Consider the following 21,950-nt stretch of genomic DNA (forward strand, 5'->3'; position numbering starts at 1 on the left):
CGTATGGGCGAGCAGCACGCCGGTCCCGGATTTACCAGACTTGATCCATGGTACAATGTCTATGCTGATCGAGCTTTAGGAATGAAGCAATCTGAGGTTCGTCAGCTTTTCGCAGTTGCAAATCGCCCGGAAGTTGTGTCTCTTGCAGGGGGAATGCCTAATATTAGCGGGCTGCCTCTGGACTTCCTCGCGGAGATGACCGCACGGCTCATTCGGAATAATGGCGCCAAGATGCTACAGTACGGCGGCGGTCAAGGCACTGAAGAGCTCCGCGAAATGATCGTGGAAGTGATGCGGCCCGAAGGAATTCGCGCCCACCCGGACGACATCAATATTACGACCGGCAGCCAGCAAGCCCTCGATCTCGTTTCCCAAATCTTCATCAACCCGGGCGATGTTGTTATTGCCGAAGCTCCTTCCTATGTTGGGGCGCTGGGAACTTTCCGGGCTTACCAAGCCCATGTGGTGCACGTGGAGATGGATGCCAACGGCCTGATTCCTGAACAACTTGAGGAAACCATCAAGGATTTGGAAGCCGTCGGGAAGCCAATCAAGTTCCTGTACACCATCCCTAATTTCCACAACCCGGCCGGCGTGAGCCAATCTGAGGAACGCCGCCGGCGCATTGCCGAGATTTGCGATGAACGCCATGTTCTTATCGTGGAAGATAATCCCTATGGTCTGCTTGGTTTCGACGGCGATCCCATTCCCGCCATCCAGACCTTCAACCCGGACGGTGTTGTGTACCTCGGCTCTTTCTCTAAGACCTTCGCACCGGGGTTCCGGGTGGGCTGGGCGTTGGCCCCGGCCGCACTAAGCGCGCGTCTCACCCTCGCCGCGGAAAATGCGATCCTGTGCCCGACCACCTTCGGCCAGCTCGCTATCGCCGAGTATCTGCGCACCTACGACTGGTATCAGCAGGTCAAGGAATACCGCGGCATGTACGCCGAGCGGGGGCAGGCCATGCAGGCCGCGCTCGAAAAATACATGCCCATGTGCACGTGGAATAAGCCGCGCGGTGGTTTCTATACCTGGGTCAAACTACCCGGCGGCCTCAATGCGCACGAGATGCTTCCCCGCGCGGTGAAGAACCTCGTCGCGTATGTTTCCGGCACTGCTTTCTTTGCGGACGGCCAGGGTACTGACCATATGCGGCTGTCCTTTTGCTACCCCACCCCGGAACGCATTACCGAGGGCGTGCGCAGGCTCGGCGAAGTTATTAGCCAAGAAAATGACTTGGTCCAGATGTTCGGCGTGGATGATTCCTCGCCACAGGCAACGAAGTGATTCGATTGCTATCGGTTCTCATCAGTGATGAGTAGAGTGAAGTCCGGAGGGAAAATGGACAATATTCTTACCGTTGCTATTCTTGCCGGTGGTCTCACGCACGAACGCGATGTGTCGCTGAGTTCGGGGCGTCGGGTTGCCACGCTCCTGCGGGAGGCGGGCGCGCAGGTCAAGGTTCTCGATGTTGATGCAACCCTGCTTCAGCGCCTCAGCTCCATGAATCCTACGGTGGTGTGGCCGTTGGTGCACGGCGCGACCGGAGAAGACGGAGCTCTTCAAGATCTGCTTTCTCTCAGTGGGTACCGTTTTGTAGGTTCGACGGCGAACGCCGCCCGAATCGCCTCTAATAAAACGGTCGCACAATCGCTTTTGCGCCACGCCGGGCTTGCCGTACCGTGGTCGGTCAGCTTCCCGGAAGCTCTTTTCCGCGAGGTTGGGGTCGCGCCCATTCTTGATCTTCTCGGGGAACGCTATGAATTCCCACTGGTGGTGAAGCCGAATTTGGGCGGGTCAGCACTGGGAGTAACTATCGTTGATAAGCCGGGGGACCTCCCCCGGGCGATGGTCGATTGCTTCGCCTACGGGGAAGAAGCACATGTCGAAACCTTTATCGCCGGAACGGAAGTTTCCGTTTCGGTTATTGACGGGCCGGAAGGTCCTATCGCGCTCCCTCCGGTCGAAATTGAGACCGACGGACCTTATGATTACGACGCGCGCTACTTCGCTGGCCGCGCAAAGTACTATGTACCTGCTCGTCTCTCTGATGAGGAAAAGGCACGGGTTACCGAAGCCGCGCTCACGGCGCATACCACCCTCCGACTTCGCGATGTTTCCCGGATTGACCTCATCGTGAAAGAAGGTACTCCGTATGTCATCGATGTCAATATTGCACCGGGGATGACGGAGACTTCACTGCTTCCCCAAGCTGTCGAAGCATATGCGCGCGAGAATGGGACTAGCCCCGAATCGCTCTACCTGCAAATCCTGCACCGCGCAGCGGATCGGGATGTCAGCGAGCCGGAAGACCTCCCTGAAATGGTGAAGTAGCGGCATAGGAACTCCAGGCAAGTCTCCAAGCAGCGGGCAATGTTTCACGTGAAACATTGCCCGCTTTCTTTTCCACAATGCTAGGAGCGCCGTTCAACCTGCGCAATTAGCACGATAATAGTGACGCGTTACTGTCGGCAAAAATGCATATGTTGACTCGCCGTTTATGCAATGCACTACTCGGTCAAACCCACATAATTCCAGCTACGTAGATGCATTGGCCAGAATGTTTCACGTGAAACATCCACCAGTGGTGTAACCTAACTTGGCGCAATTTAGTCAGGTTTACGAAAGTGTAAGCGGGGCGAAAAGTAGCCCAATTCCGACGGTCGAAAAGTAGCCCAAAATTTTTTGGTCGCGTCAGTGTTACCATCACTCAAGCCCAATGGCTACTCATCACGGAACACCCTCCCTACCGGTAAAGCGATAACTCATACCCATATGAGTAAAAATCTAGGCCAATTGGGTCTCTAAAGTTGCATGAGTCAGGCGTAGTTTGTCGATTACTTTCCAGCCATGGCTAATAGTAGCTACCCGCATAAAGGACCTGTCTATGAATAAGAAAACGGGGCAATGTTTCACGTGAAACATTGCCCCGCTATCGAAAGAGCTGCCTACTATTCTTTGCCAGTTTCCCCTTCAGGAATATCTACACCAGTAACATCCGGCGCAAGTACACTCAAAATGCGATTGAGATCCTCCAGGGAACCGAAGTCAATGCGCATGGTTCCCTTCGTGCGGCCCATATCGACCTTCACACGAGTATTGAGGCGGTCGCCCAATTGCGTTGCTACCGAACTCAATTCGTTTTCATAGCGCTTCACACGAACTCGGCGAACAGAAGCTGGCGTGGATTCATCCCCGAGCGCAACGATCTCCTCAACCGCGCGGACGGACAATCCTTCTGCCACGATTCGCTGCGCCAGCCGCTCCATCGCACCAGCGTCGGCAAGACCAAGCAAGGCACGCGCGTGCCCGGAAGACAGCACGCCCGCTGCCACCCGCCGCTGCACCAACGCCGGAAGTTTCAAAAGTCGCAAGGTGTTAGTGATCTGGGGACGTGAGCGAGCAATCCTCTTCGCCAGTTCATCTTGTGTGCATTGGAAGTCCTCAAGTAATTGCTGATAGGCAGCTGCTTCTTCCAACGGGTTGAGATCAGCTCGGTGCAGATTCTCAAGAAGCGCATCACGGAGCAAATCTTCATCAGAAGTGCGCCGAATAATCGCGGGAATATGAGTCAAGCCCGCCCGTTGGGTAGCACGCCAGCGCCGCTCGCCCATAATGAGTTCGTATCGAGCTTCCGGATGGTTATCCAAAGGGTCACTAAGTGGGCGAATAACAATGGGTTGAAGAACGCCCACTTCTTTAATCGACTGTGCGAGTTCCTCTAAATCGTCATCATCGAAATTAGTACGAGGCTGTGCTCGATTGGGAACGATAACATTGACATCAATCTCTCCGTAGGTGGCACCCGGCACGGCAACGAGGTCATCTTCCGATGTTTCACGTGAAACATTGTTCGGCTCTGTTGCGTCAATCCCCGCGACACCGTGAGTCCCCGCCGCAACAGCGCCAACCTCAACAACGGGAGCTTCCTCGATTACGTTAGTACCCTCAGCTCCAACAGCCTTCGCTCCAGTTATTACGCCCTGCGATTCGACTACACCATCCGGTGTCCCGGCCGCACCACTACCGCCCTGAGTCTTCTTACTAGCCACCTTCTTCTTAGATGCAGCAGCTGACGGTTTCGAAGCTGTGCGCTTGGAACCGCCCGATGTTTCACGTGAAACATTCTCGCCCGCCGAGCCATATCCAAGATCGAGGGGATTAGCCTCGTCCTGTTGAGAGTCACGCTGCCGTGAGCCCGCAGCCTCCCGCGAACCCGAGTCCTTCTTCTTCGCCGTACCGAAAAAGATATCGATGGGACTTTCGGTATTCTCTGCCTGTTCCGGTGGAATGAGAGCACCGAGTCCACTGCCTAAACCGCGCCGTTTGCGAGTTGCCACGATGGATCCTAACTATGAGAGAGCTGAAAATTCTTTTGCTGCCGCAAGGTACGCAATAGCCGCCCGATTCCGGGGATCGTGGGTGAGTACGCTCTTCCCAAAGGACGGCGCCTCCGCAGCAGCCACGGAGCGAGGAATCTCCGTGTGAAGCACCCGGTCACCGAAGTGTGAACGCACTTCTTCGGATACATCCTTCGCTAGATTTGTGCGGGTATCCACCATCGTCACGATAAACGCCGAGATATGTAGCTTCTCATTGCGAGATGAGCGCACATCCTCAACCGTCTGTACCAATTGAGCCACACCCTGGAGCGCATAAAATTCCGCCTGAATCGGTACCAGCACCTCATCAGCAGCCACCAGCGCACTCACCGGCAACAGCGCCATACTCGGCGGGCAATCAATAAATACAAAGTCGAAAGCCTTGCCCTGCGCCGCGAAACTATCCATTGTTTCCCGGATCGCATCGCGTAAAATAGAGTACCGCCCCGGCACCTGGCCTAATTCAAAATCAACGGCTGCCAAGGTAATACTCGAGGGAGCCACGTAGAGATTCGGAATATCCTCGAGTTGAATAAGAACATCCTCGAGCCGTGCTTCGCCCTTAAAAACTTCGTAAACGTCAGTGCGTTCTTCCCGCGGGCTAATACCCAAGCCGGTGGAGGCATTCCCTTGCGCATCCGCATCAACAAGTAAGACTCGCATCCCGTTGAGAGCGAGGGCAGCGGCCATATTCACGGCAGTAGTGGTTTTGCCGACGCCACCCTTTTGATTCGTCACCGCAACAACGCGGGTATGTTCCGGCTTCTGGAATTTACTCGCCTTTACCTTCTTGAGGCGCTTAAAATCCTCCCGAAGTTCGCGGGCGATCGGAGTGTCCCGATCCTGTGGTGCAGGCGAAGGTGCCGAACTCGGCGCAGCACGACGTCCAACTTTTTTACGGGGATCACTCATAAATAACGCCCTCCTTACCTCAGAACATTCTAGCCGGTATCAGGCCGTCTCTGCGCCGCCGTCATCTGCATCACGCGCGTTATCCACAAGCGCCACACATCACGAACGTATGTTCGATAGACCTGGCCGAATCGGAACACGTCCCGTATAAATCCAGCACACATCCCTTATAAAACCGGGCCCCACAACTAAGCCGTGGAAAACTAAGTAGCAAACAACCAAGTTCTGAAGCCCAGTAACCCATCAACCCAGCAACACGCCCATCTGGCCTACGAAGCCTTCTTGACCACCTCGACCACTCGAGTAGCCTCGTCTGTCCCGAAGGGCACCACAGTATGAACCGCAACCTCCGCAGCTCCGTAACGCTGCAACTGCGCTGCGGCGTCGTTAATTTCTTGGGCGGCACGCTCGCCCTTAAGGGCGACCAGGCGTCCGCCAGGTTTGACCAGCGGCATCGTCCACGGCAGTAATTTCTTGAGTGCCGCGACGGCACGGGCGGTCACAATATCCGCCGCGAACCGACCCTTCAACTGTTCGGCGCGGGCGGTCCGCACCTTGACGTTCCGCAAATCCAGCTCGCCCACCACGTAGCGCAGCCATTCGGTACGCCGCCCCATGGACTCAATCAACGTGACGGTCACGTCCGGCCGCACAATTGCCAGCACAATTCCGGGAAAACCGGCACCGGAACCCACATTGCCCACCGTGGCATTCGCCGGGATGAATTCCTCAATAGCGAGGGAGTTAAGCAGGTGCCGAGACCACAAGCGGCCCAGTTCGCGCGGACCCACAAGCCCGCGCACTTCGCCTTCTTCTTCGAGCAGGCGCGCAAAATGAAGCAAGGTTCCCCATGTCGCCGTGCCGAAATGCTCGGCACCGGCGGCAGGAGGAACCTCGATCATCGGATGTTCTTCCGCCATATATGCGTATTAATCCTCGCCTTAGTCTTCATCCGCGGGCTTGATAACCACGTGACGCCCGGCGCCCACACCTTCGGAATCGGAAACGAGCCCGGCGGCGGCAGCGGCGTCGTGCACAACCTTGCGCTCGAAAGGATTCATGGGATCCAGCTCGATTTCATCGCCGGTTTCCTGCACCTCGCGGATGGCTTCCGCGGCGATTTCCTCAATCTTGGCGCGCCGTTCATCGCGATAACCCGCAATATCCAGCATGAGCCGCGAGCGTTCCCCGGTCTTTTCCTGAACCGCGAGGCGGGTCAGATCCTGGAGCGCGTTGAGAGTGGCACCGTGCCGGCCCACCAGGCGGCGCAGCCGCTCATCGGCTTCACCCTCGGTGACAATGGCGATCGTGGCACGATCTTCGTCAATCGAGATATCAATATCGCCGTCGAGATCAGCAATATCCAGCAGTTCTTCGAGGTAGTCAGCCGCAATATCGCCTTCGCGATCAAGCTTCTTAATATCCTCAGACGTTTCGCTCATTCTTTCTCCTGGTATCCGGGGGATCCCCTTCTGGGGCTGCCAAGATTTTGCGCAACCCGTCCGTTCCTTTTCTTTGACTAAGTTTAGCTTGTTCTACGCCGATAGCCGGGTGTTATTTCCCGCGGTTTTTCTTATTCTTCTTGGCGCGGGCCCGGGCCCGTTCGGCCTGGCGGCGTTCGTAGCGCTTGCGGGCGCGTTCTTCATCCGTCAAACCATCTTTGCCGACGGCGGGCTTATCGTCCTCGCCGTCATCTTCCGGGCGCGGCATATACGCATCCGGACTCAGCCCGGCTTTCTTTGCACGTTCCTTGCTCATCGGCTGGTAGCGCTGGCCGCCCTTCTGCTCCTGCTCTTCCAGTTCGGCAATTTCCTCATCGGTGAGACCCTTGCGCTTGCGCTTTTCCAGGATCCGCTTTTCCCGCTCAATATAGGCACGCGAACCGGGCGTGGGATTATGGCGAATGAACCAGCTCTGCTGACCCATATTCCACAGGTTGCCGGCGCACCAGTAAATAAGCACGCCCACCGGGAACACCGCGCCGGAGAACACATAGATCAGCGGCATGCCGTAGAGCATCATGCGCTGCATGCGCAGGGCCGCGTTATTCGGGTCCTTCTGTTCCGGCATATTCTTCGTCATGAGCTGACGCTGCGTCCAGAACATGCTGAGGATCATGATGATCACCAGAACGACGGCGACAATCCGTACCTGCGTGGCATTGGCAAATTGGCCCGCGGTTGAAATGGTGGCCGACATCGGGGCGCCGAAGAAGGTGGTGTCCTCGAAGGACTGCGCCACCGGCTGGGTGATCGGCCCGATGGGCCCGCGCTTGCCGTTCGCGATGGAGGGGAAGTTAATGAGCACCCGGTACAGGGAGAAGAGAATCGGCATCTGCACCAGCATCGGCCAGCAGGATGCCATGGGGGAGGCCCCGTGTTTGCGGTAGAGCGCCTGCAGTTCTTCCTGCTGGCGCTGCATGGACACCTGGTCGCGCTTCCCCTTGTACTTCTTCTGCAACTTCTGGATATCGGGTTGCAGCACCTGCATTGCCCGCGAAGCACGAATCTGCCGGTTATACAGCGGCAAGATGAGCAGACGAACCACAATGGTCAGGCCGATAATGGCGCAGACCCACGCCGGCCCGGCGCCCTGGTTCATTCCCAGGAGTACGAGTCCTTCGTGGATGCCGTACATCACCCACGAGACCGCCCACATAAACGGAGCGAGAATTGTATCCACTTAGTTTCTCCTCACGCTGCTGGGTGTTCCCGCTTGGGATTGCCCGTAGCGTTGTTCGTATCGTCTAAGGCGTCTTCTTTGGCGTAAAGCTCGAGAAGCTCATCTTGGTCCAATGGTTTGCTTGGCCACTGACCCGGCGGTGGCACTCTATCTACGCCGCCCTTCGTCAGCGGGTTGCACCGTAGCAAGCGCCACACGGTTAAAAGTGTACCTTTGCCGGTCCCGTGAATCTGTATGGCTTGTATCGCATAGGCCGAACAGCTCGGTGCGTAGCGGCATCGCGGCGGGCGCGCGGCTGAGATCGTGCGTTGGTACCAGCGCACCGCCCGCACCAGCAGGCTTTCTTTGCCGTGCCGTTCCGGTTGTCCGCTTGCCGGCGTTTGCGTCATGACGCGTTCACCGCCCGCGTTTCTTGCTTGCGTGCTGTTTGCGTATGCCCTGCTAGATCCGCCCTCTGGTACCCGCGTGTTTCGTGCGGGCGCGTTGCTTGCGCCCGTGCTTTGGCAAGCGCGCGGTCCAGATCCTCACCGAGTTGCGCGCTGCTGCTTCCCGCCGCGGCAGGAAAAGCTCGAACGACGACGAGATCGCCGTCGTCGAAAAAACTTAGACGCGCACGCATGAGATGGCGCAGTTGCCGGTATACCCGATGCCGCACCACGGAATTACCCACAGCTTTGGATACGACAAAACCGACCCGCACAGGGTGAGGGCCGGTTAGGGTCGATTCCGACTGGGAGCCAAGGATGACTTGGACGCGCCGGGCAGAGCCGCGCGTTCCGGAAAAGGCCGAGTCGAAATCCGCCGAACTCCGCATGCGGTGAACGGCTGGAAGCATTTACTGAGCCGAAATCTTGGCGCGACCCTTGCGACGGCGAGCTGCCAGAACAGCGCGACCCGCGCGGGTCGACATGCGCTTGCGGAAACCGTGTACCTTAGCGCGACGGCGATTATTCGGCTGGAAAGTCCGCTTAACCACGGTGATCCCCTCCACTAGATATTGACGGGCTTATCCACAAGCGGTGGCGGCCCTTCTTGACAAATGACGCGCGGCTGAACCACGCATGGACTAGATGACTTTACGCGAGATCAGGCCGGTGAGTCAAAGGTTTTTAGCGCGCGGTGACCGTTATCTCAAGGATGATCACTGTGAGAAAACACGTACCAAAGCAATTTTTTCGGCCTATACACATCTGTGGAAAAATCTGAGGATAGGTTTTTAAGGCTCCACAGCGCGCAAGTGACCTGTGAATAACAGAGATGTAATTTCCACAGGTGTGGAGAAGCCTGTGGATAACTCGTTAGCGTGTTGCGCGTCATTCACCTACGATAGGCAGACAGATAGGGCATGGCCTCACCAGATACCGTGAAACTTACAGTCGTGATCATCAACGGCGCTCGGATCACCTGGCTGCGAGGCTCGCCCCCTTTTTTCTTGAAAGAGTCCTCAGGAGGATGTCATGGCGGAGATGAACCCCGCGCGCGATGCTTGGCTTGCTGCCTTGGAATTGCTGCGTATGCAGGGCGATCTCTCCGATTCGCAATCCGCTTTTGTGCGCATGGCCCACCCGCTGGCCACCGCGGAGGACATTTTTATGATCGTGGTGGGATCCGAGTTCGTGAAGAACTGGATCGAGGAACACGTTGCCGATCTCATGACCGGGGCGCTCTCCAATATTCTGGGCCATAGTATCCGCCTGGTGATTTCCATTGATCCGAGCGTGAATGAATCCCCGCTTCCGGCTACTGAGCGCCGCGAAACTCGGCCCGTTGAGGCCGCTCCGGCTCCGCGCCGGGCGGAAACTCCCACCGCGCTCTCCCCGGATTCGGAATGGAATAAGTCCGCGACCTACCGGGATTTCACCCTGGAGGAACCGGGCGCTTTTCCTGATGCGCCGGGCGAGCCGGTGGCTCCAGCTGCGCCGTCGGCCCTCAATACCACCCACGCAAGCACGCCGCATACACCGGCACCGCACGTAACCGCATCACATGCAACCGCGCCGGTTGAAACAACCGAGCCGACCTCGCTCGCTACCCAAATGATGGCTTCCGGGGAAGAAAAGATTTACGGGAATTCGGCCGATCCTTCCTTCGCGGCGATGTCTACGGCCGCCGGGCTCAACCCGAAATACACTTTCGATAATTTTGTGATTGGGGATTCGAATCGTTTTCCCACCGCGACCTCGCTAGCGGTCTCAGAAGCGCCCGGGACTACTTATAATCCGCTGTTCCTCTACTCGGATTCCGGGATGGGGAAAACGCATCTTATGCACGCGATTGGGAATTATGCGATTTCGCTCTACCCGAATATTCACGTGCGCTATATCAGCGCCGAAGAGTTCACCAACGCTTTTATTAACGCGGTACGTGACGGGCGGCAGAGTGAATTCAAGGATTCTTTCCGCAAAGTCGATATTTTGCTGATTGACGATATCCAGTTCATTGGCGGGCGTGATACCACCGTGGAGGAGTTCTTCCACACCTTCAACGCCCTGACGAATTCCAATAAGCAGATTGTTATTACCTCCGATGTGGCGCCGAATCTTCTCAATGGTTTTGAAGAGCGGATGCTCTCGCGTTTCAATTCCGGGGTGGTGGCCAGTATTGACCGCCCGAATCTGGAAACTCGTATCGCCATTCTGGAAAAGAAAGCGCATGTGGATGGCATTAGCGTGCCGCGCGAAGTGCATGAATATATCGCCACGCATATGACCACGAATGTGCGCGAAATGGAAGGGGCGCTGCGGCGGGTCACCGCCTTCGCGGATCTGTCTAAACAGCCGGTTTCGCTTACGCTCTCCGAGATGGTTCTCAAGGATCTCATTACCAATCCGGATTCGGTGGATATTAAGCCGAGCCTCATCATGGCGCAAACCGCGAATTACTTCTCCATCACGATTGATGACCTGACCAGCGCGGATCGTTCCCGGATTCCGGTGACCGCGCGGCAGATCGCCATGTACCTGTGCCGGGAAATGACGGATCTGTCCCTCCCGAAGATCGGTTCGCTTTTCGGCGGGCGCGATCACACCACTGTTATGCATGCCTATCGCAAAATCGATAAGCAGATGGCCGAGCGGCAGACCACCTATAACCAGGTCTCCGAGCTCTCCGTGCGTATTAAGCAGGCCGCCAGCCAGGCGGAGTAGCGCTGTAGCTCTGTAGCTCGCGTTTCATCCGTGCGGCACATGTAGTGCGGCACGTTTAGTGCGACTTTAGTACGACGGCGCTGCCATCTGACTAAGCGGGCTCCACTATCGAAGCGACTTTTCGGCTTATTCCAGCGCTTTCCCGCGCTTTCCACCACCGCTCCAGCGCGCCCGCTCCCAAAAACCTGACTAAATGAGCCAAGTCATGTTTCAGGTCCGGCACCTCATATGCTACGTGCGGCTCACAACCCGCCTCACAGCCCGCCTTGCAAACCGCGCTGTTTCCTCACCCACATGACCTGCGCGAACGCTATCCACAGGGCTTGCGGATAAGCTGTGGACACGGGCGTAAATTAAGCGGATCGGCGAGATCTAGCGGTGGATAGCCGAAAGCCCAAAGTGTCTCATCCCCCGAAAGTCGATATTATCCACAGCACCGTCCACAGGCTCATCCACAGCCCAGATCCGCATGCTCATGCCGTTTCGAACACATTTCCACAGTGTCCACAGCACCTACTACTACCACTACCTATTAACACCCGCATGAACAACAAACGGTCGCCGAGGGCCGGTGCACCCGCACGCCGTAAATTACACTGATGTAATTACAAACCCGCTAAATTCTTTTCCTTCCGGGCCCTCCCTCGCGTAAAGTAGCCCTAGACGTTTCTTGTTATTGGGAGGAAGGTTCGCTGTGAAATTGCGGATTGAACACGATGTCTTCGCGGACGCCGTCTCGTGGACGGCACGCACTATCCCCACCCGCCCTTCGCTGCCCATCCTCTCCGGGATCAAAATCGAAGCCAAAGACACCGGTGTCATTGCGCTTTCCTCCTACGATCCTGATATTTCCTCCTACGCTGAAATCACCGGGGATGTGGAAGAAGCCGGCACCATTTTGGTGCACGGGCGCCTGCTAGCCGAATACGCCCGCGCCCTGCCCAATAAGCCCATTGATCTCACGGTTGAAGGCACCAAACTTGATCTGCAATGCGGTTCTTCGCGCATGGTGATGACCTCGATGCCGCTGGAAGATTACCCGGCCGCCCCACCTCTCGATGGGGTTTCCGGCGTGGTGGACGGCGCCGCCTGGCAGCACGCGGTAGCCCAGGCCGTCACCGCCGCCTCCACCGATGACACCCTCCCTCTTCTCGTCTCGGTCTGCATCGAAATCAACGGCGAAAATATTGCGCTCATGGCAACGGATCGTTACCGCCTGGCCATTGCCAACCTCACCTGGGAACCGGAAGATCCGCAGATTTCCGCGCGCATCCTGGTGCGGGCCAGCCGCCTGTCCGATATCGCCAAGTCCCTCGGCTCGGTGGGTAATGTGCGCATGACCCTGGATACCACCGGCCGTACCGGCCTCATCGGTTTCCGGGCCGCGGACCGCCAGAACGTGGCCCGCCTCATCGACGGGGATTACCCGCAGGTGCGGGCCCTCTTCCCGGATACCGTCAATGGGTACGCCGTAATTGATCGCCTTATGCTGCTCGATGCCATCAAGCGTGCGCGGCTCGTCGTCGAAAAAAATAGTGCGGTGCGCTTGAGCTTCAGCGAAGGCAGCGTGGTTTTGGACGCCGGTCAAAATGATTCGGCACAAACCAGTGAAGCCCTGTCGGCTACCCTCACCGGGGAAGATATTGCGATGGCTTTCAACCCGGCCTATCTGCAAGACGGCCTGACCGCGGTGGATACGCCTTTCGTGCGCCTGTCCTTCACCAGCCCCACGAAACCGGCGGTTATTACCGGCCAGCCCGAAGAAACCGGCTCAGATACGGATGAGTTCCGCCTCCTCCTCATGCCGATTCGCACCTACTCCTAAGGCGCGGGTGTGAGTGTACATCTCTGACTTAGCGTTGGCGGATTTTCGCAATTACCGGCGTGAAATGGCGCGTTTCCGCTCCGGGGTGACCATCCTCGTGGGTGAAAACGGCCAGGGGAAAACCAATCTGGTGGAGGCCATCGGCTACCTGGCCACCCTCACCTCCCACCGGGTCTCTTCCGATAATGCGCTGATCCGCCAGGGCGCGGCCGCCGGCGTGGTGCAGGCCCGGGTGCTGCGCGGCGAATCGCCCACCACCGTAGAAGTGGAAATTTATGCCGGGCGCGCCAACCGGGCCCGCCTCAATCGCGGAAACGTGCGCCCGATAGAAATTCTTGGCACAATCCGCGCGGTGCTTTTCGCGCCCGAAGATTTGGCGCTTGTGCGCGGCGAACCTGCGGTTCGGCGCGCTTTTCTGGACGACCTCATGGTTCAGCTGCGCCCGCGGCTCGCTTCCGTGAAAAGCGAATACGAGCGCGTGATCCGCCAGCGCGCCGCACTCCTCAAAACAGCCGGAGCCGCGCGCCGCCGCGGGAAAGCCGTGGATCACGCCGCGATTGATGTGTGGGACGAGCAGCTGGCCGCGCTCGCCGCCCAGATCGTGGCCGCCCGCGCCGAATTGGTGGCGCGGCTGCGCCCGTACGTCACGGAGATGTACAACGTGGTCTCCGGCAATCGCGGGCACGCCCGCCTCGATTACGCGGCAAATGCGTGGCGCGGCACCTTCACCCTGCCCGATGCCGCCGCGCTTTTAAACGACGACGCCGCTAGCTGCCACGCTGTCACCGCCCACGAAGAAGCACTGCGGGATGTGGAGACCGCCCGGGCTTTGCTGCGTTCCCAGCTGGATGAACGCCGGGATCAAGAAATTGAGCGCGGCGTGAATCTGGTGGGCCCGCACCGCGATGACCTGCGCTTATCTTTGGGAACCCTGCCGGCCAAAGGCTATGCCAGCCACGGGGAAAGCTGGAGTTTCGCCCTCGCGCTGCGCCTGGCCTGCTGGAAATTACTGAGTGAGGACGGCGAACCCATCCTCCTCCTCGACGATGTTTTTGCCGAACTCGATGCCCGGCGCCGCGAACGCCTGGCCGAGCTGGTGGCCGGCGCGGAGCAGGTGATTGTGACCGCCGCTGTGGGTGATGACCTGCCCGAAAGCCTGCGCGGGGACCGCCTCCATATCGCGGCTGGCAGCATTACCGGGGAGGTTCGCGATGGTGCGGTGACCGAAGAAGATCGCGGCAGCGTGATAACGGAACAAGCTTCCGGCAGCGCGACTATTAAGGAGGCGGGCGATGGCGCGTGATGCCGGCGATCTTTTCGCGCTCCACGCCCTGGACGCCGCCCGGGAAGCGGCGTTCCGGCGCGGGGATGTGCGCACTCGCCGCCCCGCTGCCGCCCCCCGCTACCTCGCGGCTAATGGCACGGGCGCGCCTGGCGAAAACGGCGCTGCCGATCGCATTGGTGACCCGGTGGCCAGCCCCGGCCCGGGCTGGGGGGATGTGGGTTCCGGGGCCCGGCCCTCCTGGCGCGACCCGCATCCGATCGGCGAACTTCTGGCTCGCACCATCCGCGACCGCGGCTGGCAGAGCCACCTCGATATCGCCTCGGTTTCCGCGCGTTGGAATGCGATTGTGGGACCGAATGTGGCGCGGCACTGCCATATCGAAGATTTTTCCGACGACGGCGTCCTCACCCTGCGCGCCTCCTCCACCTCGTGGAAAACTCAGATGCGCGCGCTCCTCGCTACGCTCTCCGGGCGGATTGCCGCCGAAATAGGGGAGGGGATCGTCAAGGAGATTGTGATTTTGGGCCCGCATCGGCCCAGCTGGAAGCACGGGCCACTCTCGGTTCCCGGCCGCGGACCCCGCGATACCTACGGCTAGCCCGGCCCGCTTACCCGTAGGTGAAACCCGAACCGCCAGCCCCGATACCCAGGGCCAGCCAGCCGCACCGATGCTGGCTATTCCCAGCCCAGGGCGTGCAGGGCGTCGTCGTCCAAACCGTAAAAATGCCCAACCTCGTGGATAATAGTGACCCCGATTTCCTCCACCAATTCTTCGCGCGTTTCGCACCAGCGCATGAGCGGGCCGCGGAAAATAAAGATGCGGTCGGGAAGTAAACCGGCATCATCGCCGCGCTCGGTGAGCGCGACGCCGTCGTAAAAACCGAGTACCGCGGGCAGGCCGTCCTCATCGTAATCTTCCGGGCGGAGCATATCGGGTTCGGGCTCCTCCTCCACCAAAAACACCACATTGGGAAGCGAGGCGAGGAAAGCTTCGGGCAGCAGATCGATGGCATCGGCCACCGCTTCCTCGAATTCTTGCTCGGACATCTCCAGCACAGCGGTCCTCCGTCTCAGTTTCGTAGCTGCTTATAGGCTAGAATAGACGAGGGACTCTCCAGCGTAGGTACCTACCAGAACGGCGGTCAATGCGGGAGAGGCCCATTTTTGAGAGTTAGCCTGAAGGAGTGTTCCGCGCGTGTCGGAAACAACGAGTCATCCCGAACCGGTGCAGCAGCCGGAACAAAACCCGGCCTCGCAGCCGGATCAGAATTCGGCCCAGCAGAATTCTGCCCCGCAAAATCCGGCCCCGCAGGGCCCTGCGCATCACGTCGGCGAAGTATCCCCCGATCAGTCCTATGACGCATCAAATATTACCGTCCTCGAGGGTCTGGAGGCGGTGCGCAAGCGCCCCGGTATGTACATCGGCTCCACCGGGGAGCGCGGCCTGCACCACCTGGTCTACGAAGTTGTAGATAATTCGGTTGATGAGGCGCTGGCCGGCTACGCGGATACCATCACGGTGACTCTGCGCGAAGATGGCGGGGTGCGCGTGGAAGATAACGGGCGCGGCATCCCGGTGGATATGCATCCCACCGAAGGGCGCCCCGCGGTGGAAGTTGTGATGACCGTGCTGCACGCCGGCGGGAAATTCGGCCAGGGCGGCTACGCGGTGTCCGGTGGCCTGCACGGCGTGGGTGTATCCGTGGTGAATGCGCTCTCCACCCGGATGGAAACCATCGTCAAACGCGATGGCTACGTATGGCGCATCGCGTACGAAAACGGGGTGCCCACCCGGGAACTGGAACGCGGGGAAGAAACCACCGAAACGGGAACCACCCAAACTTTCTGGGCCAATCCGGATATTTTCGAAACCACGGATTATGATTTCGAAACGCTGCGTAAGCGTTTCCACCAGATGGCTTTCCTCAATAAGAACCTGCGTATCAACCTTATTGATGAGCGCCGCTCTGCTACTTCGGAAGGCGATGAAGTCACCGGGGCGGAAGGGGAAGCCGCCGCGGAGGTCCCGGCCAAGCGCGAAGTGTCCTATTGCTATTCCGGCGGGTTGCTTGATTACGTCAAGTTCCTCAACTCGATGAAGAAATCGGACATCATCAATAACGACATCATCTACTTCGAAGCCGAAGATGATGAGAAGCAGATCGAAGTGGAAGTGGCCATGCAGTGGACCTCGGCCTACTCCGAATCGGTCAATACCTTCGCGAATACCATTAACACCACCGAAGGCGGGATGCACGAAGAAGGCTTCCGCTCCGCCCTCACCTCGGTGATCAATAAGTACGCGCGCGAACACGGGCTCCTCAAAGATAAAGACCCGAATCTTTCCGGTGATGATGTGCGCGAAGGCCTCACCGCCGTGATCTCCGTGAAATTGGGGAACCCCCAATTCGAAGGCCAGACCAAAACCAAGCTCGGGAATACCGAAGCGCGCACTTTCGTGCAGCAGCAGATGTACACCCAGCTCAGCGACTGGCTTGATTCCCACCCCGCGGATGCCAAAGAAATTATCCGCAAGGGCACCCAGGCTTTTGCCGCGCGCGCCGCGGCCCGCAAAGCCCGGGAAGCCACCCGCCGCAAATCCGTGCTGGAATCGGCCTCGATGCCCGGCAAACTCAAGGATTGCACCTCGAATAAACCCGAAGAATGCGAAATTTTCATCGTGGAGGGTGATTCCGCCGGCGGTAGCGCGGTGAACGGCCGCGATCCGGAACACCAGGCGATTATGCCCATCCGCGGCAAGATCCTCAATGTGGAAAAGGCCCGCCTGGATCGGGCGCTTTCCTCGGATACCATCCAATCGCTCATCACCGCTTTCGGCACCGGTATCGGCGATGAATTCGATATCGATAAGCTGCGCTACCACAAGATTATTTTCATGGCCGATGCGGATGTGGACGGCTCGCATATCGCGACCCTCCTGCTCACCCTGGTGTACCGCTATATGCGCCCGCTGATCGAAGCCGGGCACGTCTTCCTGGCCATGCCCCCGCTCTACCGCATCAAGTGGACGAACGCCCCGCATTCCTACGTGTTCTCGGATCGGGAACGCGATGAGGTGCTCGAAGAAGGCAAAGCCAAGGGCTGGCGGCTGCCCCGCGAAGAATCCCAGCGCATCCAGCGCTACAAGGGTCTGGGTGAAATGAACGCGGAGGAACTGTGGGATACCACCATGAATCCGGAATTCCGCACCCTCAAGCAGGTCTCCATCGGGGAGGCCGCCGCAACCGACGAAACCTTCAGTGTTCTTATGGGCGAAGATGTGGATTCTCGCCGCGGCTTCATTCAACGTAATGCGCACGACGTGCGCTTCCTCGATATCTAGGATTTGTCATCATTATGAGCGAAAGCGAAACGACGTCCACGTATAATCACGGCGCGATTATGGAGGTGGATCTCCAGCGCGAAATGGAGAGCTCCTACCTCGATTACGCCATGTCCGTTATTGTGGGTCGCGCGCTGCCGGACGTGCGCGATGGCCTCAAGCCCGTGCATCGGCGCGTTATTTACGCGATGTACGACGGCGGATACCGGCCAGATTCTTCCTTCTCCAAGTCAGCGAAAATCGTGGGCGATGTTATGGGGCACTACCACCCCCACGGCGACGCCGCGATTTATGACACGATGGTGCGCCTGGCCCAACCCTGGTCCATGCGCTACCCGCTGGTTTCCGGCCAGGGTAACTTCGGTACCTCCGGTGATCTGGGGGCAGCCGCCCCGCGCTACACGGAAGCGCGCATGGCTCCCCTCGCCCTGGAAATGGTGCGGGATATCAAGGAAAATACGGTTGATTTCGAGCCGAACTACGATGGCTCGCTCATGGAACCGACCATCCTCACCTCCCGCTTCCCGAACCTGCTCGTCAATGGCTCCGAAGGTATCGCGGTGGGTATGGCCACCCGCATTCCCCCGCATAACCTGCGCGAAGTGAATGACGGCGTGCAGTGGTACCTCGCCCACCCGGATACCTCCCGGGAAGAACTCCTGGGCGAGCTCATGCGCCGTATCAAGGGCCCGGATTTCCCCACCGGGGCAACGATCCTGGGAACCCGCGGCATCGAGGATGCCTACCGGACCGGGCGCGGCTCGATCACCCAGCGCGCCGTGGTGGAAGTCGATGAGATCGGGGGCCGCACCTGCCTGGTCATCACCGATCTGCCCTACCAGGTCAATCCGGATCGGCTGCTGGACAAAATGGTGGAGGGCATCAAGGATGGCCGCCTCCCGGGCATTGCTGATATTCGCGATGAAACCTCCGGGCGGGCCGGCCAGCGGATCGTCGTCGTTCTTAAACGCGACGCGGTACCGAAGGTGGTCCTCAATAATCTTTACAAGCATACGCAACTGCAAAATAATTTCCCGGCGAATATGTTGGCGCTGGTAGACGGGGTGCCGCGCACGCTTTCCCTGGACGGTTTCGTGCGGCACTGGGTCGCGCACCAGATGGACGTGATCCGCCGGCGCACCGAATACCGCCTCAACGAGGCGCTCAAGCGCATGCATATTCTGGAGGGCTACCTCAAGGCCCTCGATGCCCTCGATGAAGTTATTGCGCTGATTCGGGCGTCGGCCACCGTGGACGTGGCCCGCACCGGCCTCATGGAGCTCCTCGATATTGATGAGGACCAGGCCAATGCGATTCTGGAAATGCAGCTGCGCCGCCTGGCCGCCCTGGAACGCCAGAAGATCCTGGACGAATACGAAGAAAAGCGGGCCCTCGTGGAGGATTACCGCGGGATTCTGGCCTCCGAGGATCGCCAGCGTTCCATTATTTCCGAAGAACTCCAGGCCATTACCGATAAGTACGGTGATGAGCGGCGCACCACCATTCTTCCCTACGACGGGGAAATGAGCGTGGAGGACCTCATCCCCGAAGAGGACGTGGTGGTCACGGTCACGCGCTCGGGCTACGTCAAGCGCACCAAGGTGAGCGAATACCGCGCTCAGCACCGCGGCGGCAAGGGGATTCGCGGGGCCTCGCTGCGCGTGGACGATGTGGTCGATCACTTCGGGATTGCCTCCACCCACGATTGGCATTTGTTCTTCACGAACCTCGGGCGGGTGTACCGCCTCAAGGGTTACGAGCTTCCCGAAGGTGGGCGCGATGCCAAGGGCCAGCACGTGGCGAATCTGCTGGCCTTCCAGCCCGGGGAAACGATTGCGGCGGTGCGTTCGATCCGCAGTTACGACGACGCGAAATACCTGGTGCTCGCCACGAAGTCCGGGCTGGTGAAGAAGACCCCGCTCCAGGATTACGATTCCCCGCGCTCGGGCGGTTTGATTGCGATTAAGCTGCGCGAGCTGGCCGATGGGTCCAGCGATGAGGTGGTGGCCGCTTCCCTCGTGGATGAGGCCGATGACCTGCTGCTCGTCTCCCGCCACGGGATGTCCTTGCGGTTCACCGCGGATGCGGAAGCGCTGCGGCCGATGGGACGGGCGGCTTCCGGGGTGACGGGTATGAAATTCCGCGGGGATGATTCGTTGCTGACCATGGACGTTGTGCATGATGACTCCCAGGTATTCGTGATGACCGAGCAGGGCTTTGCCAAGCGGACCAGCGCGGATGAATACCGGGTGCAGGGGCGTGCCGGCATGGGTATTAAGGTGGCGAAGCTGACCGAGGCCCGCGGGGATTTGGTGGGCGCGCTCATGGTGTCCAGCGGTGACGAGGTGCTCGCTATTATGGAATCGGGCAAGGTGATGCGCGCCGCGGTTGATGAAGTGTCGCTCACCGGCCGCAACACCCAGGGCGTTACTTTCGTGCGGCCCGATAAGGGTGACAGAATTATTGCTGTCGCGCGTAATGCTGAGGTGGAGATCGAAGAAGAGGTCCCCGCCGGAGGCGAGCAGCCGGCAGCGGAGGCATCCGCGGAATCTTCGGAAGCTGCTGAGGTGACGGAACCTACGGCAGCTGCGGAAGTTACGGAATCTACAGAACCGGCCGCTGAAACCTTGGAGAACTGAGATGACAGATACACAACACACTCCGGAACGCGGGCCCGGCCGCGGGCGTGAGGGCGCGGGGCTGGAGGCCACCCGGGTGCGCGGGGCCATGCCCGCGGCGGCGGAGGGCCACACCGGTCCGGCTGCTTCCACTGCTTCCGTGCCGGCGCATTCAGCTATGCAGTACGACGGCGCTGCTGGCGGCCCGGCACGGGCCACCAGCGGATCAGCTGGCCCGGCCGCGGGCGGGGCAGCCACCGGGCATCGAGCCAGCGCCTACCCGCGGGTTTCCGCCCCGGAAGGTGCTGCCCCCGCGAAGCAAACCGTGGGCATTCGCCGGATCCGGATGACCATCGCCAAGGTGGAGCCGATGTCCGCCATGAAAATCGGCTTCCTGCTGTCCGTGGCGATTGGCGTGATGATCGTGATCGCGATGATGCTCATCTGGTTCGTGCTGGACGGCATGCACGTGTTCTCGCAGATGTCGGATCTATTTGAGACCCTCGGCAATGAAGAATTGCTGCGGGTGGGCGAATACATGGAATTTGGCCGCTGGATGGCTTTCGCCGTGCTGGTGGGGATTATTCATATTGTGCTTCTGACCGCGCTCTCCGCGATCGCGGCGCTGATCTACAACCTCTTCGCGGCTCTGGTGGGAGGACTGCGCTTGACAGTCACCGATGAGTAGGGCGCGCGCCCCGTGGTGGCTGTGGGTTATCCGCTACCTGGTGCTGGCCCTGGGCCTGTTCATTATGGGCTTCGGTATCCAGCTGGCTATTGCCTCCGACCTGGGGACCTCCCCAATTTCTTCCCTCCCCTACGTGGTTTCGCGCATGACGCCGATCTCGGTGGGCACCCTGACCGGGTGCATGCACGTGGTCTTCATCGTGATCCAGCTGGCTTTGCTGCGCCGCGAATTCCCGCCGCTGGAATTCCTGCAATTACCGATGGCCCTGCTCATGGCCACCGGTATCGACGCAGCCGGCGCGATCCTCGGGCCGATCACGTATTCGAGCTACACCCAGCAGTGGCTGCTGTGCCTGGGCGGGGTGGCGGTGCTCGCGGTGGGTATCTGCGTGGAGGTGAGCTCCGGGGCGGTCGTTAACGCCGGTGAAGGCGTGGTCATCGCGATCTACCGGAAAACAGTGCGCCGCTTCGGCGTGCATCGTTGGACTAATTTCGGCGCCATCAAGGTCTATAACGACGCCGCCCTGGTTGCTCTGGCCACCACATTGTCCTTCGCGGTGCTCGGGGAGCTCGTGGGCGTGCGGGAGGGCACCCTGGCGGCGGCCGTGCTTACCGGCCCGGCCATCCGCCTGGTGACTCCCTGGCTCGGGGTGCCGCTGCGCCGTCTGCTGCGGCTGAGCTAACAAGTGTGACGCGAACCGCAAGCGAAACGATTTGGAAACGGCGGCTCGCCGGTGTAAACTCATGTGGTCACCGGGCCTATAGCTCAGTTGGTTAGAGCGCAGTCCTGATAAGACTGAGGTCGATGGTTCGAGTCCATCTAGGCCCACGGTTACGAGGAGGGTTATGAAACGGGTTGGTTTCTTCCTCGGCTCGCTTGCTGCTGGATGTTGTGCTGTCGCTGCCCTGGTGCACGTGATGGATGAGCATTCTCGTTGGCACCACGTTCCGGATCCCGCGCCGGAATCTTAGGGGCTATGGCGCAATTGGTAGCGCACCTGCTTTGCAAGCAGGGGGTTAGGGGTTCGAGTCCCCTTAGCTCCACCAGATTTTCCTTTGATATCAAGCTT

General features: G+C 59.2%; 20 protein-coding genes and 2 tRNA genes. 13 read left to right on the top strand and 9 right to left on the bottom strand.

Annotation, left to right across the window (positions count from 1 at the left end):
- Positions 1–3: 3 nt before the first annotated feature.
- Together ACRQFC_RS04450 and ACRQFC_RS04455 are read left to right on the top strand one after the other, a co-directional pair.
- Positions 4–1,287, top strand: coding sequence for an aminotransferase-like domain-containing protein (locus tag ACRQFC_RS04450; protein ID WP_284896830.1), 1,284 nt, complete (start codon positions 4–6; stop codon positions 1,285–1,287).
- Positions 1,288–1,314: 27 nt separating this feature from the next.
- The gene (locus ACRQFC_RS04455; RefSeq protein WP_284896831.1) at positions 1,315–2,334 is read left to right on the top strand and encodes a D-alanine--D-alanine ligase family protein; all 1,020 of its coding nucleotides are present in this window, start codon (positions 1,315–1,317) and stop codon (positions 2,332–2,334) included.
- A gap of 617 nt (positions 2,335–2,951) precedes the next feature.
- Here ACRQFC_RS04455 and ACRQFC_RS04460 read toward each other — a convergent pair.
- From ACRQFC_RS04460 to rpmH, 8 genes are all read right to left on the bottom strand, one after another.
- Entirely contained in the window at positions 2,952–4,340 is a 1,389-nt protein-coding gene (locus ACRQFC_RS04460) for a ParB/RepB/Spo0J family partition protein (RefSeq protein WP_284896832.1), read from the bottom strand.
- A gap of 12 nt (positions 4,341–4,352) precedes the next feature.
- Positions 4,353–5,294, bottom strand: a complete 942-nt coding sequence (locus ACRQFC_RS04465; RefSeq protein ID WP_284896833.1) for a ParA family protein — start codon at positions 5,292–5,294, stop codon at positions 4,353–4,355.
- Positions 5,295–5,563: 269 nt separating this feature from the next.
- Positions 5,564–6,214 (bottom strand): 16S rRNA (guanine(527)-N(7))-methyltransferase RsmG, encoded by a 651-nt coding sequence (gene rsmG, locus ACRQFC_RS04470; protein WP_284896834.1) that lies wholly within the window; start codon positions 6,212–6,214, stop codon positions 5,564–5,566.
- A 21-nt stretch (positions 6,215–6,235) separates the two neighbouring features.
- Positions 6,236–6,736, bottom strand: a complete 501-nt coding sequence (locus ACRQFC_RS04475; RefSeq protein ID WP_016442050.1) for a Jag family protein — start codon at positions 6,734–6,736, stop codon at positions 6,236–6,238.
- 112 nt (positions 6,737–6,848) lie between these two features.
- The gene (gene yidC, locus ACRQFC_RS04480; RefSeq protein WP_284896835.1) at positions 6,849–7,976 is read right to left on the bottom strand and encodes a membrane protein insertase YidC; all 1,128 of its coding nucleotides are present in this window, start codon (positions 7,974–7,976) and stop codon (positions 6,849–6,851) included.
- A gap of 11 nt (positions 7,977–7,987) precedes the next feature.
- The gene (yidD, locus tag ACRQFC_RS04485; protein WP_284896836.1) at positions 7,988–8,365 is read right to left on the bottom strand and encodes a membrane protein insertion efficiency factor YidD; all 378 of its coding nucleotides are present in this window, start codon (positions 8,363–8,365) and stop codon (positions 7,988–7,990) included.
- Positions 8,362–8,811 carry a ribonuclease P protein component gene (rnpA, locus tag ACRQFC_RS04490; RefSeq protein WP_284896837.1) on the bottom strand — a complete coding sequence of 150 codons (450 nt, stop codon included), beginning with the start codon at positions 8,809–8,811 and terminating at the stop codon, positions 8,362–8,364. Before rnpA ends, yidD begins: the two co-directional genes overlap by 4 nt.
- Positions 8,812–8,952, bottom strand: coding sequence for a 50S ribosomal protein L34 (gene rpmH, locus ACRQFC_RS04495; RefSeq protein ID WP_039898524.1), 141 nt, complete (start codon positions 8,950–8,952; stop codon positions 8,812–8,814).
- Positions 8,953–9,433: 481 nt separating this feature from the next.
- Here rpmH and dnaA point away from each other — a divergent pair, with 481 nt between their 5' ends.
- From dnaA to ACRQFC_RS04515, 4 genes are all read left to right on the top strand, one after another.
- Positions 9,434–11,122, top strand: coding sequence for a chromosomal replication initiator protein DnaA (gene dnaA, locus ACRQFC_RS04500; protein WP_284896838.1), 1,689 nt, complete (start codon positions 9,434–9,436; stop codon positions 11,120–11,122).
- 694 nt (positions 11,123–11,816) lie between these two features.
- Positions 11,817–12,947: a DNA polymerase III subunit beta gene (gene dnaN / locus ACRQFC_RS04505; protein ID WP_284896839.1), complete on the top strand. Its 1,131-nt coding sequence runs from the start codon at positions 11,817–11,819 to the stop codon at positions 12,945–12,947.
- A gap of 13 nt (positions 12,948–12,960) precedes the next feature.
- Positions 12,961–14,250, top strand: coding sequence for a DNA replication/repair protein RecF (gene recF, locus ACRQFC_RS04510; RefSeq protein ID WP_284896840.1), 1,290 nt, complete (start codon positions 12,961–12,963; stop codon positions 14,248–14,250).
- Positions 14,240–14,830, top strand: a complete 591-nt coding sequence (locus ACRQFC_RS04515; RefSeq protein WP_284896841.1) for a DciA family protein — start codon at positions 14,240–14,242, stop codon at positions 14,828–14,830. Before recF ends, ACRQFC_RS04515 begins: the two co-directional genes overlap by 11 nt.
- Positions 14,831–14,907: 77 nt before the next feature.
- On the opposite strand, the gene ACRQFC_RS04520 is transcribed toward ACRQFC_RS04515, so the two are convergent.
- Positions 14,908–15,279, bottom strand: coding sequence for a metallopeptidase family protein (locus ACRQFC_RS04520; protein ID WP_231366691.1), 372 nt, complete (start codon positions 15,277–15,279; stop codon positions 14,908–14,910).
- Between the two features lie 148 nt (positions 15,280–15,427).
- On the opposite strand from ACRQFC_RS04520, the gene gyrB reads away from it, so the two are divergent.
- From gyrB to ACRQFC_RS04555, 7 genes are all read left to right on the top strand, one after another.
- Positions 15,428–17,575 carry a DNA topoisomerase (ATP-hydrolyzing) subunit B gene (gyrB, locus tag ACRQFC_RS04525; RefSeq protein WP_284896842.1) on the top strand — a complete coding sequence of 716 codons (2,148 nt, stop codon included), beginning with the start codon at positions 15,428–15,430 and terminating at the stop codon, positions 17,573–17,575.
- Positions 17,576–17,589: 14 nt separating this feature from the next.
- The gene (gene gyrA, locus ACRQFC_RS04530; protein ID WP_284896843.1) at positions 17,590–20,214 is read left to right on the top strand and encodes a DNA gyrase subunit A; all 2,625 of its coding nucleotides are present in this window, start codon (positions 17,590–17,592) and stop codon (positions 20,212–20,214) included.
- Position 20,215: 1 nt separating this feature from the next.
- Complete coding sequence (locus ACRQFC_RS04535) at positions 20,216–20,881, top strand: DUF3566 domain-containing protein (protein ID WP_284896844.1); 666 nt, start codon at positions 20,216–20,218, stop codon at positions 20,879–20,881.
- The gene (locus ACRQFC_RS04540) at positions 20,874–21,563 is read left to right on the top strand and encodes a YczE/YyaS/YitT family protein (protein ID WP_284896845.1); all 690 of its coding nucleotides are present in this window, start codon (positions 20,874–20,876) and stop codon (positions 21,561–21,563) included. The genes ACRQFC_RS04535 and ACRQFC_RS04540 overlap by 8 nt, the downstream gene beginning before the upstream one ends.
- Positions 21,564–21,635: 72 nt before the next feature.
- Positions 21,636–21,709, top strand: a tRNA-Ile gene (locus ACRQFC_RS04545).
- Positions 21,710–21,726: 17 nt separating this feature from the next.
- Positions 21,727–21,852 carry a hypothetical protein gene (locus tag ACRQFC_RS04550; protein WP_257960159.1) on the top strand — a complete coding sequence of 42 codons (126 nt, stop codon included), beginning with the start codon at positions 21,727–21,729 and terminating at the stop codon, positions 21,850–21,852.
- Positions 21,852–21,927: transfer RNA gene (locus ACRQFC_RS04555), tRNA-Ala, on the top strand. Before ACRQFC_RS04550 ends, ACRQFC_RS04555 begins: the two co-directional genes overlap by 1 nt.
- Positions 21,928–21,950 lie beyond the last annotated feature (23 nt).

Origin of the sequence: Actinotignum inguinis (assembly GCF_051265835.1) — a bacterium.
Lineage (GTDB): Bacteria > Actinomycetota > Actinomycetes > Actinomycetales > Actinomycetaceae > Actinotignum > Actinotignum timonense.